This is a genomic window from Cryptosporangium minutisporangium (assembly GCF_039536245.1).
GTDB lineage: Bacteria > Actinomycetota > Actinomycetes > Mycobacteriales > Cryptosporangiaceae > Cryptosporangium > Cryptosporangium minutisporangium.
The window spans coordinates 1-13,460 of sequence record NZ_BAAAYN010000034.1 but is presented as its reverse complement, the minus strand read 5'-3'; the positions used below and the strand labels follow the sequence as shown (position 1 = coordinate 13,460).

Sequence of the window (13,460 nt, the reverse complement as noted above, 5' to 3'; positions counted from 1 at the left end):
TCACGCCCGGGCGAGGAGGTCGAGGACCGGCTGCAACCGGTCGATCGTCTCCGGCAGGGGCCAGTCCGGATCCCGGAGCGCCGCCAGTTCGGACGCGGGCACGACCAGCGCGTCGGCCGGAGCGGTGGCCGTCACGCGGGCGAGCACGGCCCACCCGGCCTCCCACCGAGGGCGGGTGCACCGGCGCCGCACCGCCTCGACCATCGCGGTGAGCACCGCGTTCACCAGGTCACCGCGGTGCGGCGGGGCGAAACCGTCCGGGTCGCGCAGCACGTCCTCCGGATCGGGCAGGTCGGCGCGGTCCAGGTAGGCCATCAGCTCCAGCCCGGCCCCGTCGCCGAGCGTCCCGCGCAGCAGCACCGAGAGCGTCTCGTCGAGACGACCGATGTCGCCGCCCTCGGCGGCGAACGTGAACGCCATCAGGCGCAGCGCCATCTCCCAGGTGCGCGGCGACGGCCAGGCGCCGCCGCGCGCCTCGGTGCGGGTCGGCAGGCGGTGCGCGTAGTCGGGCCGGGCGGTGAGGAACCCGCACACTCCGGCCCTGGCGCGCCGGACCGCCTGCTCCAGTGCGTCCGGCCGCAACCGGGGCGGTCGCAGCCGCGGCCAGGTGCCGCCGAGCCCGCGGACGACGATCCGCGGGTCGTGCTGCCAGTGCAGGTGGACGAAGCGGTTGGCGAGTGGTGCGGCGAGCTGCCATCCGCCGGCCGCGGTGTCCGGCGGGTTCGCGGCCGCGACGACGCGGACCGCAGGCGGCAGCGGCAGGCTGCCCACCCGGCGCTCCAGCACGACCCGTAGCAGCGCGGCCTGGACCGCCGGTGGTGCCGAGGACAGCTCGTCGAGGAAGAGCAGGCCGCTCCCGGCCCGGTGCAGGCGGACGGCCCAGTCCGGTGGTGCCATCGGCACGCCGTTGCGGTCCGGGTCCGGGCCGACGATCGGCAGGCCGGCGAAGTCGGAGGGTTCGTGGACGCTGGCGATCACGGTCTCCAGACCGACGCCGAAGTCGGCGGCCAGCTGCTCGATCGTGCTCGACTTGCCGATGCCGGGCTGACCCCAGAGCAGGACGGGGAGGTTGGCGGCGGCGGCCAGGGCGAGTGCTTCGAGTGCGGAGTCCCGGTCCGGGACGGTGGTGCGGGCGCGGGTGAGGTCGATGAGGTGGTCGGCGAGGTGCAGTGTCATGGCTTCACCTGGGAGTGTCGGGCCCCCTTTCGGAGCGGACGGCGGGGGTGCGGTGGTACGGCAACGAGCGGTGGCAAGCCCGCGAGTCGGAGCCGGTAACGCGCGGTCCCCTCGCGAAGCCGGGCGAGCGGTTCCGGCGCGACCGACTCGATGCTCGCTGCGGGGCCGAGCCGTGCGATGACCAGCGCTCGGGCGTCCGCGATCCGGCCGTGCTGCAGGTACCGGTCGACGTCCCGGGCGGTCGCCGGGTCGGAGAAGCGGTCCTCGATCGCACGGACACAGCCGCCGAGCGGCCCACCGAGCCGGGCCAGCGCGCGCTCCCGCGCGATCTGCTCCGGCGAGTGGTCGACCGCCCGCCAGGACCCGTCGTGCAGTTGGACGATGTGCAGCCGCCCGCCGCAGGCAACGCGCAGCTGGGTCGGGTCCGCGGGCGGAGTCTCCGGCGAGCGATACCCGAGCCGGGCGAGTTCGGCCTCGACCGGCCGGGCCCAGGCCGCTTCCGGCAGCACCGGGAGACCGGCGGCCCGTCCGGCGGCCACGACGGTCGCGGTGACCGACGGTCCCGGCAACCCGGACAGCACGACGGCCCGGTTGCGGCCGGGGAAGAACGCGACCTGCTCGGCGCCTGGGCGACACCGCCGGGCCTCCGCGCGCAGATTGGGCAGGTCGACCGGTACGGCCGCCAGCCGGCGCCACGTCGCGGCGGGCTCCCGCAGCCGAATGCCGGCCGCAGCCCACGCCGCGTGCACGTCACCGGCGTCCTGCAGTGCGGTGATCTCCGGGCAGTGCGGGCGGTCGGGCGCTGCGTGCCGGCTGTCCCAGCGATGCCGGTGCCGGTCCAATCGGTGCCGGCGGCCGGCGGTGGGACGCAGCGCGAGCTGGATTCGTTCGCCCGCTGCCAGCGCGTCCGGCGGCGTCAATGCGGCCAGCGTCGTCGGGCCGTAGGTGGCGAGGGTGACGACGAGCCCGGCGCGCAGGCGTCCGGCTCCGTGGACCTGGCGGGGGAGGTGCCGCCGGAGCACGTCCGGCGCGAGATGGTGCAGGTCGTCGGTGAGGGAGGCGTGCACGTCGGAACCGTGCACGCGTCGGACGTCGGAGAGGTCGAACCGGACGTCGACCGCCGCGGCGCGGCAGGCGCCGCGCCAATCATCGGCGGCGCGACGCGCGGCCACCTGCGTGGCGAGAGAGTTCGGGACGCCGTACCGGAGGCCGACGGTCAGAGACTCTGCCTGCTCCGGGGAGAGGATCGCGGAGTGCTCCGCGCCGGGTGCGCTCATGCGCCGACCAGCGGAGCAGCCTCCGTTCCTGAGGTGAAGGGAGTAGCCATAGGACGGTCATGGTGACAGACGCGCGGCGGCCGGGCAACCACCGGCCGGCCATCGGTCACGGGCCCGCCGCGATGACCTCGCGCACGACCTCCTCCGGAGGCTGCGGGTCGAAGCTGGTCAGTGCCCAGGTGGCACCGGCGTCCGCCCACGGCCGGATCTCGGCTCCCGGGGCGACTTCCACGACGAGGTCGAAGCCATCGTCGTCCCCGCGCTCCCGGCGGATCTCCGTGGCGAGCACCGCCAGCTCGTCGGGGCCGGGGAGGTCGATCGGGAAGAGCCCGTCCCAGCGCATGGCACGTCGGACCGGACGCCGATGCGGCCAGTTGGCCGCGACCCAGACCGGAATCCGCGGACGCTGGACCGGGCGGGGCTCGAACTCACCGGCCCAGTACCCGTCGAGCCGATCGAGGCTCTCGTCCAGGAGGCGGGCCCGCTCGCGCGCGTCGACGACCTCCCCGTACGGCACGAAGTCGGCCGGATTCCCCAGCCCCACACCCATCGTCAGGCGTCCGTTGCTGATCCGGTCCAGCGTCACCGTCTCCCTGGCGACCTTCTGCGCCCGTCGGCGGGCCAGCGGAGTGACCATCGGTCCGAGCCGGAGCGTCTCCGTGGCCAGGGCGATCGCGCTCAGCGCCACCCACGGGTCCGCGACGGCCCGGCCCGGAGGCGGATAGGCGATGCGATCCCAGAGGAAGAACCCGTCCCAGCCGCTCGACTCCGCGGCGGCGGCGAGCGCCACCAGGAGCCGCGGATCGGCCAGCCGGTCGAACGGCGCCAGGTACAGCCCACGCTTGATCGCTCGCCACCCCTCGCGGTCCGGTCTTCGCGTCAGCCTAACGAGCCACGGACGACGTCGCCGCGGGCGACTACCATCCGTGCGTGCCGACGATCAGTCACAATCCCGAAGGCCTGTTCCCCCCGTACCGCAGCTACAGTCACGCCACCGAGATCCGGGGCGACGCGCGATTGCTCGTGATCAGCGGCTTGAACGGCTACCTCGCCGACGGGCGAACGATGCCGGAGCCCTTCGAAGAGCAGGGCGAAATCATCTGGCAGCACATCGGCACGATTCTGCGCTCGGCCGACATGGACTATCGCCATCTGGTCTCGCTCCGGACCTACCTGGCTGATCCGAGCTACGACGAAGCGAACGTGCGGTTGCGGGTGAAGTACCTCGGCGACCACCGTCCGTCTTCGACGGTGGTGTGCTGCCAGTTGCTGGATCCGGCCTGGAAGCTGGAGGTCGAGGCGATGGCCGCGGCGTAGTCGCGGTGCCGTGGATGCCCGCGGCCGGTCCGAGTGCTCGCTGGCGGGGCCGTGGGACCGTTACCGTGCTTGCGTGGCCGGCTTCGTTGAGCAACTGCCCGCGTTGTTGGGAGTCGTCGTCGGGGCCGCGGGATCTCTCGCGGTGACGACGATCGGTGACCGTGCCCGGTTCCGACGGGAGCAGGACAGCCGCTCCCGGGAACGCTGGCTCGCCGCCTACAGCGGCTACGCGCTGGCGATGAAGGCCAACGTCAACGCGATGCTCCGTTTCGCCGCGCACGTCGGCGCCGATCCGCGTCCGCACCCCCATCCACTCCCGCCCGAGGACGCCGAACCTCTGCTCGCTGACTCGGTCGAGGCTCGCGACCAGGCGTGGGAAACGCTGCTGTTGCTCGGATCGGCCGAGGTGATCGCCGCGGCGCAGGGCTGGTTCGGCACGGTCGCCGCGCTGGAGCGTTCCGTCCGCGACCCGATCCGCGGCCCGGCGGTCTGGGACGAGTTGGTGACCCAGCAGTTCACCGCACGCGTGGCGTTCTACGCCGCGGCGCGCCGTGACCTCGGCTTCCCGCCGGTCGATCCGGGGTCGCCACCCTCAGCCACTCAGCTCGCGATGCCCTGACTCCGTCGCGGCGGCGAGTCGGGCCGCCAGCGTCCGGACGTGGTCCACCAGCTCCGGTGGTTCGTGCACCTGGAAGTCGAAACCCTTGGTGGTGACGTAGATGGCCAGTTCGTCGAGCGAGTTGGATCCCGCCCGGAGCGTGCAGCTGTGTTCGTCGATCGGCTCCAGGGTCCCGGTGGTGGGAGCGATCCGTTCGGCCGCGATCTCGACGCTGACGTGCAGGGTGAACCGGGCCTGGTAGCGGTAGGCGGAGGTGGAGATCGCTCGCGAGGTGTAGGCGCTGAGGTCGGGCTCCGGCGGGGTGCGCGGGGCGAAGCGGGGGCCGGTGGGCGTGCGCGGTTCGAGGCGGTCCACCCGGTAGGTGCGCCACTCCTGGCGGTCGTCGTCCCAGCCGATGAGGTACCACCGCCGGCCCGCGTGCACCAGGCGGTGCGGCTCGGTCGTACGGATGCTGGTCGTTCCGTCGTGGGTGCGGTAGTCGAAGCGCAGGCGCAGCGAGTCGCGGCAGGCGGCGGCGATGGCGGTCAGCGTCCCCGGGTCGACGGTGGGCCCTGCGTTGGGCATCGGCACCGTCATCGATTGCAGCGCGTTGATCCGGTGGCGCAGCCGGGACGGCAGCAGTTGTTCGAGTTTCGCCAGCGCTCGCACCGAGGTCTCCTCGATGCCGGTGATCGAGCCACCAGCGGCGGTGCGCAAGCCCATCGCGATCGCGACGGCTTCGTCGTCGTCGAGCAGCAGCGGCGGCAGCGCCGTCCCGGCGCCCAGCTGGTACCCGGCGGTGCCCGCGGTGGCCAGCACGGGGTAGCCGAGGGCCCGCAGCCGCTCGATGTCGCGCCGCACGGTCCGGGGAGTGATCGACAATCGCTCGGCCAGTTCGGCGCCGGACCAGTCGCGCCGAGCCTGCAGGAGCGAGAGCAGCCGCAGCAGTCGTGCGGAGGTTTCCCACATACTCGGGAGTCTGCCAGTCAGCTAGGACCGAACCTGACCTAACCCGCTTCTAGGGTTGGAAGCATGGAGAACACCAACGGGATCCGGCCCTACACCATCGACATTCCGCAGGCAGACCTGGACGACCTGCGCGACCGGCTCGCTCGGACGCGGTGGGCGGCAGACCTGCCCGGTGTGGGGTGGAGCCGCGGGGTGCCGGTGAGCTACCTGAAAGGACTGGCCTCGTACTGGCGCGACGGCTACGACTGGCGCGTCCACGAGCGGGAGCTCAACAGGTACCCGCAGTTCACCACCGAGATCGACGGGCAGAACATCCACTTCCTGCACGTGCGCTCACCCGAGCCGGATGCGTTGCCGCTCATCCTGACCCACGGCTGGCCCGGCTCCATCGTGGAGTTCCTTCACGTCATCGGCCCGCTGACCGACCCCGGGGCGCACGGCGGCGACGCGGCCGACGCATTCCACCTGGTGATTCCCTCGATTCCCGGCAGCGGATTCTCCGGGCCGACGGTCGAGGCCGGCTGGGACACCAACCGGGTGGCCAGGGCGTTCGCGGAGTTGATGGACCGGCTCGGCTACGACCGCTACGGCGCGCAGGGCGGCGACACCGGCGCGGTCATCTCCCCGGGACTCGGCCGGCTCAACCCCGACAAGGTCGTCGGTGTGCACGCCAACGGGCTGTCCGCGTTCACCGAAGTCGACCCGGACGACATCGCTGAGCTGACCGACGCCGAGCGCGCGCGGCTGGCGCACCTGGAGTACCTCCGCACCGAGCAGTCCGGCTACGCGATGATCCAGATCAGCCGACCGCAGACGCTCGCGCACGGACTGCACGACTCACCGGTCGGGCAGCTGGCCTGGATCGTGGAGAAGTTCAAGGAGTGGACCGATCCGGCCGCCGACCTGCCCGAGGACGCGGTGGACCGCGACCTGCTGCTCACCAACGTGATGCTGTACTGGCTGACCGGCACCGCCGGATCCTCGGCCAACAGCTACTACGAGACCGCGCATGCCGGAGCGTGGGGCGCGAGTGAGCGTTCCACGGTGCCGACCGGTGTCGCGGTGTTCCCCGGTGACGTGTCGATCCGGCGCACCGTCGAGGGGGAGCACAACGTCGTGCATTGGAGCGAGTTCGACCGTGGTGGCCACTTCGCCGCGATGGAGGCGCCGGATCTGTTCGTCGGTGACGTCCGCGAGTTCTTCAGCAAGGTGCGCTGAGCCCGACTGCGGCACCGGTATTGGCGGGCCGGTGCCGCGTGCGGGTGTCGCTGGTTGACGTGAGGACACGGCGGCGCCGTGGTGCTGACCGATTTGCCGAGTAGTAGGCGTCTGGCCACGTCTTGTGCGCCGGTAGGGCGCCATTCCGCGCGAACCCATCCGCTCTTGCCGAGAGTCGGATGTTCTGCCCAGAGCAATCAGTCGAAACGGAGGCGACCTGTCGTGCCGAGGTGAGTGCGTTTCTGATGGGCCACCAATTCGGAACTCGACGATTCCCGGAAATCCGCGCTGGTCGCTGTTCACGGCGGCCGACGACAGCGAAGCCCGAACGGGACGCTTACCGGAGGACAACTCGTTGCTGTTTGAGCGACGCGAAACAGCAACGAGTTGCGCGCGAGCACATCCGGGGATCGAGGCCGAGGCACGACCTCTCGTGCCGCGATGCTTTGCCGCACCAGTTCCAGGCGCTTCCGACGCGACCTGGGAGCATTCTCGGGTCAACGGATCGCGATGACTGGCGTGGCGTCGACGTCGGCGGGCCTAGCGGTCCGAGCGGTGCCCGAAAAGCTGGTGAGGAGCTGGCGCGGCGGGGTTTCAGCGCACGGTGGCCTCGGGCCAGTCCTCCCAGTCGAGCGGGTCGGCGACCAGCGTGATCGACTCGGCGACCGCCCGGCACCTCTTCGTGGCTGCGACGACGCTCCCTGCGGTCTTCGGCCGGTCATTGCAACTGATCTCGAACTGCACGGTGGGCTGCCGGATCCGCAGCCGGGCGAACTCCCCGTCCTGTTTCGTCTGCCCGGGCCGATTGCTGATCACGGTGTTCGGCTCGAAGTCAAGCGTCATAGTGTTCGACGCGGTGCCGATACCGATGATCGAGCCGGTGGCCGAGTCTTGGAACGTCATGTCATACGCGCGGAGCTCCTCCCGACGAGTCCCGAAGCCGTTCTGCAGCGCCCGGTAGGAGGGCGGGAGGTCGACCGTGTAGGGCAGACGCAGCGCAGTCTCGGTGACGTGGGCGGACTTGGCGATCCGCACCGCGATGTCCAGCGCGTCCGGCTGGTCGTCGAGGGTGACGCGGCCCTCCGCGCCCGGCGCCCACTGCCAACGCAGCTCGCGCCGCTTCGTTCCCGCGCTGTACCACCGACTCGGCTCGCCGTTGATCTCCGGACCTTCGACGGACGTCGCGCCCATTTTCGGCGTGAACTCCAGATCGAAGTCGGTGGTGTGGCCGCGCGCCGCCAGCCGCACCCAGTACTCCATCTCCCCATCCCTGTGCGACGCGGTGAACGACGCCTCGGTGCGGCTGACGCCCTGGGTGAGGTAGGGCAGCTCGGTCGGTAGCCAGTTGACCCGGATCGCATTCCGGAGCGGGTCGAACGCGGTGGGCGCGGTGGTCAGATTAGGCCCCTGGGAAGGACCGACGGGTCGGGCCAGTGGCTGTGTCCGATCGGCGCCGGTCGCCACCAACGCCACCGCCGAGGTCAGGACGAGCACGCTGACGGCGGCCGCCGCAGCGGCCCAGCGCCGGTGGCGGCGGCGCTTGCGCTCCGCGCGGCGGACGATCTTGCCCAGGTCGACGACGGCCGGCACCGGCGCGTCGGCGGACACCTGGTGAAAGAGGAGTCGGGTGGTCGTCTCGTCCATCGTCAGCTCCTCGTCCTCAGCCCGGATTGCGGCGCGGCCTCGAAATCGGGTAGCGCGCGGCGCAGCGTCGCCAGTCCTTTCGACGTCTGGCTCTTGACCGTCCCCGGGGAGCACCCCAGCGTCTCGGCGACCTCGTCGACCGAGAGATCGGAGAAGTAGCGCAGCACGAGCACCGCGCGCTGCCTCGGAGCCAGCCGCGCGAGTGCGCCGCGGACCGCCACCGCCGACACGGTGTCGGGCCCGGTCGCTGCGGCCGAGTCCGGCAGCCGATCGACCAGCACCACCCGCCGCGCCCACGGTGTCCGACGCTCGCTCAGGAAGACACGCACCAGGATCGTGCGCGCGTACGCGTCGGTGTTGCGAGCGTCGTCCGCCTTCTCCCACTTCAGGTACAGCCGTTCCAAGGCGTCCTGGACCAGATCGTCAGCCCGAGTTCGGTCCTGGCAGAGCATGTAGGCCAAGCGTTGGAACATGCCTAAGCGGGCTTCGACGTACCTCTGGTACGCATCGCCCGGCTTCTCACGCACGCCGCTTCCTCCGGTCCCCGACGGGCAGGTCCCGACTAAGACGGACGGCCGCAGGCATCCGGTTGCCCCAGATCGAAGATCATTGGCCACCCCCGGCTCCGACCCTCCTCGTACATCGGCACCGCGATCCGCGGCCGGGCCAATGGGGAGAGCGGCTTGGACCACCGGTCGGCGGTAGCCGAGATTCGCGGCCCGCCACGCCGACCCGCGAGCGACCATGCGCTACGACCCACCCCGCAAGAACCTCGACCGGCACCGCTTCTACCGCGACCAGTGCCGGATCTCGGACGCGATCATCGCCGCGACCCTGCTCACCCGACCGCCGCACTTTCGACGGCCGGGCGAACGTCCGATCATGCCGCGATGGGTTAATCACTCATCTGGGCGGCTCGGCGCGGTCAGTGGCTAGGACGGTGACGGTCGGCGGCTCGTGCGATCTGGGCCATTGCGAGACGATTCACGCCCAGCAGTCCAAAGACAGTGATCACCCCACCGGCACCGCTCAGCAGCGTTCGGGAGAGCCCATCTCCCACCATGTAACCGGCGACGAAGAGCGCGACGCCCACTAGAGACAGAAGCCATCGAGGCCAACGATTCCACCACCGCTCTAGGTTCGCTCGCGACCAACGCTCAGCGACGGCTGCCACTTCCGGGTCGGGGTGCACCTCCCCGCCATTCGACCGCCTCACGACCTCGGCTCGCACGCTCGCCGGCAGTTGCCGCCACGCGCGATTCGCTGCACGTCGCTCAATCCGATCAAACGTTCCTCCGTTGCCCACCGCATCATGGTGCGTCCTTGACCGGCGGCAAGCACGGAACACAGCGAGTGTCGGACAGCCGCCCGGTCGTAACGGTGAGTTATCGGGCGGCGTGCGTAGAGCTATTAGGGCGGACGCCCCCTGCCGCCGGTCGCGCGTCGCGTCAGCGTCGGTAGGCGTGCAGCGCCCGGTGCCAGGCAGGCAGCCCTTCGTGGGGCCTCCTAGCCTGGACGCGTGATCACGACCCTGGCCGTGCAGAATTACCGGTCGCTGCGGCGCATGGTGGTGGGCCTGGGCTGCCTGACGGTCGTGACGGGGGCCAACGGCAGCGGTAAGTCGAGCCTGTACCGGGCTCTTCGGCTGCTGGCGGACTGCGCCCGCAACGGCGCGGTCGCCGCGCTGGCCCGCGAAGGTGGCCTGGCCTCCACGCTGTGGGCGGGGCCGGAGACCCGCGGCCCGGTCGGCCTGCGGCTGGGCTTCGCCGGTGACGAGTTCGGCTATGCGATTGATTTCGGCCTGCCCCTGCCCTCTGGCTCCGCGTTTGCCCTGGATCCGGAGATCAAACGCGAAGTGATCTGGTCGGGCCCGTTTTTGCGGCCGGCCGCCCTGCTGGCCGACCGCGCGAACACCGCGCTACGTCTCCGGGACGGAGGTTCCTGGCGGTCAGTGCCTGGTGCGCTGGCCCTCTACGACAGCATGCTCAGCGAGTACACCGACCCGCAGCACGCGCCGGAGATCCTCACGCTTCGGGAGCGGATCCGGTCGTGGCGCTTCTATGACCATCTGCGTACCGACGCCGACGCGCCGGCTCGGCAGGCGCAGATCGGCACCCGGACACCGGTGCTCGGCCCGGACGGTGCGGATCTGGCCGCGGCGCTTCAGACGATCCAGGAGATCGGGGACAAAGACGCGCTGGAGGCCGCGATCGGCGAAGCGTTCCCCGGTAGTGGACTGGCGATCGGTGCCGACGGTGGGCGGTTCGAGTTGCGGCTCGGTCAACCAGGCCTTCTTCGGCCATTGGGCGCGGCGGAGTTGTCGGATGGCACGCTGCGGTACCTGATGTGGGCCGCGGCGCTGCTGAGCCCACGTCCGCCCGCGCTCCTGGTGCTCAACGAGCCGGAAGCCAGCCTGCACCCTGACCTGCTGCGGCCGCTGGCCGGGCTGATCGTCACCGGCGCGACCCGTACCCAAGTTCTGGTGATCAGCCACTCCCGCGCCCTGCTGAACGCGTTGGACGCCAGCACGACCCAGCTGACCAGGGTCGAATTGATCAAAGACCTCGGAGAAACCTGCATCGAGGGACAGGGCCGGCTCGACGAGCCGCCGTGGCACTGGCCCGCCCGGTAGACCTGACGACTCCTTACGGCACGGCGATCGGAAATCGTCTCCTGATCTGCAGCGACACCCGCAACTTTCACAAGTAGCCGCTGTCAGCGCACAGCGTCGATGGCGCCCGGCCCCCGAGCCGGTCTCGTGGAGTCCGGCTCGCTGACGGCGACGTCATACGGCTGTATTGACGGGCCGGGATACAGCCATCCGACGTCGACCGAAGGGATATCGATCGCGTTCGCAAACGTCCGATGCCGCACCTAGGCTGTTCGAATCTCGCGCCCGGTGACCGTCAGTGACCGACAATCAGCTGGCCGGACAACGGTGGGACCACAGCTCCGACACGCTGAGCGCTGCTGTTTCTCATCGATCTTTCTCGGTGCCACGCCGATCAAGCGACTGTCGAAATTCGCCTGCAAGCGCTGCCAGCTCGCATCGACAGAGCCACAGCCGAACGTACCGAAACGATCGACCCGACCGTACGCAGCAGTCAGTCGGTCAGGAAGCGTATGGGGCTGCTGCACGGATCTGTGACATCTGAGATCGCTTGGCCGTGGGCCGGGCTGGAAGGATGTCGCTGTGCCGAAGCCGTATCCCCGTGAGTTCCGTGAGGACGTCGTCCGGGTCGCCCGGAATCGAGTCCGGGTGTGACCCTCGCCCAGGTCGCGCGGGACTTCGGGGTCCATGAGATGACGCTGTCGAAGTGGATGCGTCAGGCCGACGTCGAGGACGGCGTGAAGCCCGGCGTCACCACCGATCAGGCCGCGGAGCTGCGTGAGCTGCGGCGCCGCAACCGGCTGCTGGAGCGCAACATCGTGCGCGACGAAGACTTCACCTGCGCGCTCTGCGAGAGCGCACTACCCGCGCAATGGAACTTCGCAACGAAGTGAGCTATTGCCGCCAACGCCATCCTCAAGCCGCGCATGAGGGCGCCCCTGAGGCCAGCTTGGTCCGCAGCCGCGCGCGGCGTCGTTGGTTGCTCCTGCGTGGCGCGGATCGATCGGCCGGATGGATACGCGAGCCCCTCGCTTAGGCTCCCGTGCGTGAGACCCGAGCCGATCCTCTGCATCAGCCCCTATGCAGACGTATACCCCTCGGAGTCATACGAGGACTTCGAGGCGGAGGAACACATCCTGGCCCGCGGTGTCGGGGCTACTCCGCTGCTCTGGCTGGCGATGTTCCGACTCGACGACGTGCGCAGAATCTCCGACGGACTGGACTTGGGCGGCAGCCAGAACCGAAACGCGGCTGCCACCGTGCTCACCTCCCGGCAGCGCGCGCTCACCAATCTCTATGCTTCCGTGCCGGTGCTCGACCACAGGTTCTCCGCCTCGCTGTCCGAATCCGCTGAGCTGCTGCGCGAGGCCGTGCGCTGGCTGTCTGGCGACACGGTCACCATCGAATGGTGGATGGACGACTGCGCGGACACGGCGATGTTCGTCTCCGAGGCGGAGTTGACGAAGGCCCTGAAGGTTTTCGAGTCCGATCAGTCGGTCAGTACGGACGACGTCGATACACTGCTGCGGCTCACCGGCCTCGACAACGAGGAACCGCGCGCGCTGACGCGGCTCTTATCGCAGTCGGTGCCGGTCCACCGCACGCCCCAGGGCGACTTGAGCCGCATTCTCGGCCGATCCCACATGCGGATGGTTCCTTGGGAGGTGCCGTTCTGACGCTCGGTGCTGCCAACGCACTGTTCTGCCGCAGGCAGCGCATGGCCGCGACTGTCGTCCGACGCCGTCGGAGTGATGCCAGCCAGACGTGCCGCTGTCTGCGACAGTTCCGAGTTGGTGCCGGCAACCCGATCGGGTGCTCGCAGCACGAGTTCGAGCCGCTCTGCCGACAGCGTCGGCGGAGCGCCATCGTGCAGGGACTGAAGGACATCCGCGCAGGGGCCCTGCGGCCGTCAGTGCGCTTCGCCGTCGAGGACTACGCCCGGCCGACCACACGCTGTGCACCGCTGAAGATCCCACCATGCTTGAGTCTCGTCGGCTCCGGCGTAGCAGGCGTCTTGGAAATCGCTGCCGCACGAGCACTCCGTGCCGGCCACGGTTCGATGGAAGTGATGGCCGATGTGCCCGTCCCGGTCAGGTCGTAGGAATCGACGCCTCTGGGCGATTCCCTCCTCCGCCCGGCGGTTAGCACGAGCCGCCATCCGAGCTTCCCATCCGTCAGTCATTCCGCCAATGTAGTGACCTTCCGCTCGCATCTCTCGCGCTTAGTTGCTCCTGCGGTCATCACTCCATCACTCAGCATCCATATTTACCGTGCGTCGAACACGGACCAAAGCACTGTCATGCCGCTGAGAGTTAGCTGCCTGGAACGAGTTGGACGACGCCAACCCGTCTCCCAGACCCCGCACTCTTCCCACTCGGCGTCGGGATCATCGAGGACGTCCGTGGCGGCGCCGATCAATTCAGCGGCCGAGTCTGCGGCGAGCCAGCGAACGAGAATGTTCCGCTCAGCCAGGTAACAGGTCAGAGCGGGTTCGTCGGCGAGCACCAGCGCGAGGGCTTGCGGACCGTTGCTGATCACCCCAAGCCCATCCTCCACCTGGCAAGCACGGTCGTAGTCATCGAGGATCGTGCCGTCGCCGATCAGCGTGCCGCCCCATTGGTCAATCGCCGGGTCTTGCCCCTTGATCCTG

At 69.9% G+C, this 13,460-nt stretch carries 14 protein-coding genes; 7 read left to right on the top strand and 7 right to left on the bottom strand.

Translation table 11 applies throughout. The features are described from left to right. The 3 genes from ABEB28_RS25245 to ABEB28_RS25235 form a co-directional block, all read right to left on the bottom strand. Positions 1 to 1,176 carry a sigma 54-interacting transcriptional regulator gene (locus ABEB28_RS25245; RefSeq protein WP_345730682.1) on the bottom strand — a complete coding sequence of 392 codons (1,176 nt, stop codon included), beginning with the start codon at positions 1,174 to 1,176 and terminating at the stop codon, positions 1 to 3. Then, positions 1,173 to 2,453, bottom strand: coding sequence for a hypothetical protein (locus ABEB28_RS25240; protein ID WP_345730681.1), 1,281 nt, complete (start codon positions 2,451 to 2,453; stop codon positions 1,173 to 1,175). Before ABEB28_RS25240 ends, ABEB28_RS25245 begins: the two co-directional genes overlap by 4 nt. Positions 2,454 to 2,559: 106 nt before the next feature. Then, positions 2,560 to 3,264 carry an LLM class flavin-dependent oxidoreductase gene (locus ABEB28_RS25235; protein WP_345730735.1) on the bottom strand — a complete coding sequence of 235 codons (705 nt, stop codon included), beginning with the start codon at positions 3,262 to 3,264 and terminating at the stop codon, positions 2,560 to 2,562. A gap of 119 nt (positions 3,265 to 3,383) precedes the next feature. Here ABEB28_RS25235 and ABEB28_RS25230 point away from each other — a divergent pair, with 119 nt between their 5' ends. Both ABEB28_RS25230 and ABEB28_RS25225 read left to right on the top strand, forming a co-directional pair. Further along, entirely contained in the window at positions 3,384 to 3,770 is a 387-nt protein-coding gene (locus tag ABEB28_RS25230; protein WP_345730680.1) for a RidA family protein, read from the top strand. A 73-nt stretch (positions 3,771 to 3,843) separates the two neighbouring features. After that, positions 3,844 to 4,389: a hypothetical protein gene (locus ABEB28_RS25225; protein WP_345730679.1), complete on the top strand. Its 546-nt coding sequence runs from the start codon at positions 3,844 to 3,846 to the stop codon at positions 4,387 to 4,389. On the opposite strand, the gene ABEB28_RS25220 is transcribed toward ABEB28_RS25225, so the two are convergent. Continuing rightward, entirely contained in the window at positions 4,363 to 5,337 is a 975-nt protein-coding gene (locus tag ABEB28_RS25220) for a helix-turn-helix transcriptional regulator (RefSeq protein ID WP_345730678.1), read from the bottom strand. The genes ABEB28_RS25225 and ABEB28_RS25220 overlap by 27 nt on opposite strands. A gap of 63 nt (positions 5,338 to 5,400) precedes the next feature. On the opposite strand from ABEB28_RS25220, the gene ABEB28_RS25215 reads away from it, so the two are divergent. Next, a complete protein-coding gene (locus ABEB28_RS25215) occupies positions 5,401 to 6,555 on the top strand; it encodes an epoxide hydrolase family protein (RefSeq protein WP_345730677.1) in 1,155 nt (384 codons plus the stop codon). Positions 6,556 to 7,149: 594 nt separating this feature from the next. Here the strand turns inward: ABEB28_RS25215 and ABEB28_RS25210 are convergent. Further along, positions 7,150 to 8,199: a hypothetical protein gene (locus ABEB28_RS25210; RefSeq protein WP_345730676.1), complete on the bottom strand. Its 1,050-nt coding sequence runs from the start codon at positions 8,197 to 8,199 to the stop codon at positions 7,150 to 7,152. Positions 8,200 to 8,201: 2 nt separating this feature from the next. Continuing rightward, complete coding sequence (locus ABEB28_RS25205; RefSeq protein WP_345730675.1) at positions 8,202 to 8,726, bottom strand: SigE family RNA polymerase sigma factor; 525 nt, start codon at positions 8,724 to 8,726, stop codon at positions 8,202 to 8,204. Between the two features lie 217 nt (positions 8,727 to 8,943). Between ABEB28_RS25205 and ABEB28_RS25200 the strand changes: the two genes are divergently transcribed. The 4 genes from ABEB28_RS25200 (at position 8,944) to ABEB28_RS25185 (ending at position 12,486) form a co-directional block, all read left to right on the top strand. Continuing rightward, on the top strand, positions 8,944 to 9,135 hold the full coding sequence (locus tag ABEB28_RS25200; protein WP_345730674.1) for a hypothetical protein: 192 nt from the start codon (positions 8,944 to 8,946) through the stop codon (positions 9,133 to 9,135). A gap of 583 nt (positions 9,136 to 9,718) precedes the next feature. Further along, on the top strand, positions 9,719 to 10,831 hold the full coding sequence (locus ABEB28_RS25195) for an AAA family ATPase (protein WP_345730673.1): 1,113 nt from the start codon (positions 9,719 to 9,721) through the stop codon (positions 10,829 to 10,831). 629 nt (positions 10,832 to 11,460) lie between these two features. Further along, a complete protein-coding gene (locus tag ABEB28_RS25190; RefSeq protein ID WP_345730672.1) occupies positions 11,461 to 11,703 on the top strand; it encodes a transposase in 243 nt (80 codons plus the stop codon). A gap of 153 nt (positions 11,704 to 11,856) precedes the next feature. Next, positions 11,857 to 12,486, top strand: coding sequence for a hypothetical protein (locus ABEB28_RS25185; protein ID WP_345730671.1), 630 nt, complete (start codon positions 11,857 to 11,859; stop codon positions 12,484 to 12,486). A 589-nt stretch (positions 12,487 to 13,075) separates the two neighbouring features. Here the strand turns inward: ABEB28_RS25185 and ABEB28_RS25180 are convergent. Further along, positions 13,076 to 13,460 (bottom strand): Imm21 family immunity protein (locus tag ABEB28_RS25180; protein ID WP_345730670.1); only part of this gene is annotated, 385 nt, incomplete at its 5' end.

Excerpts from the sequence above, each read along its gene's own strand:
- ABEB28_RS25210 (WP_345730676.1), bottom strand. The coding sequence starts at position 8,199 with ATGGACGAGACGACCACCCGACTCCTCTTTCACCAGGTGTCCGCCGAC.
- ABEB28_RS25245 (WP_345730682.1), bottom strand. The coding sequence starts at position 1,176 with ATGACACTGCACCTCGCCGACCACCTCATCGACCTCACCCGCGCCCGC.
- ABEB28_RS25215 (WP_345730677.1), top strand. The coding sequence starts at position 5,401 with ATGGAGAACACCAACGGGATCCGGCCCTACACCATCGACATTCCGCAG.
- ABEB28_RS25220 (WP_345730678.1), bottom strand. The coding sequence starts at position 5,337 with ATGTGGGAAACCTCCGCACGACTGCTGCGGCTGCTCTCGCTCCTGCAG.
- ABEB28_RS25240 (WP_345730681.1), bottom strand. The coding sequence starts at position 2,453 with ATGAGCGCACCCGGCGCGGAGCACTCCGCGATCCTCTCCCCGGAGCAG.
- ABEB28_RS25200 (WP_345730674.1), top strand. The coding sequence starts at position 8,944 with ATGCGCTACGACCCACCCCGCAAGAACCTCGACCGGCACCGCTTCTAC.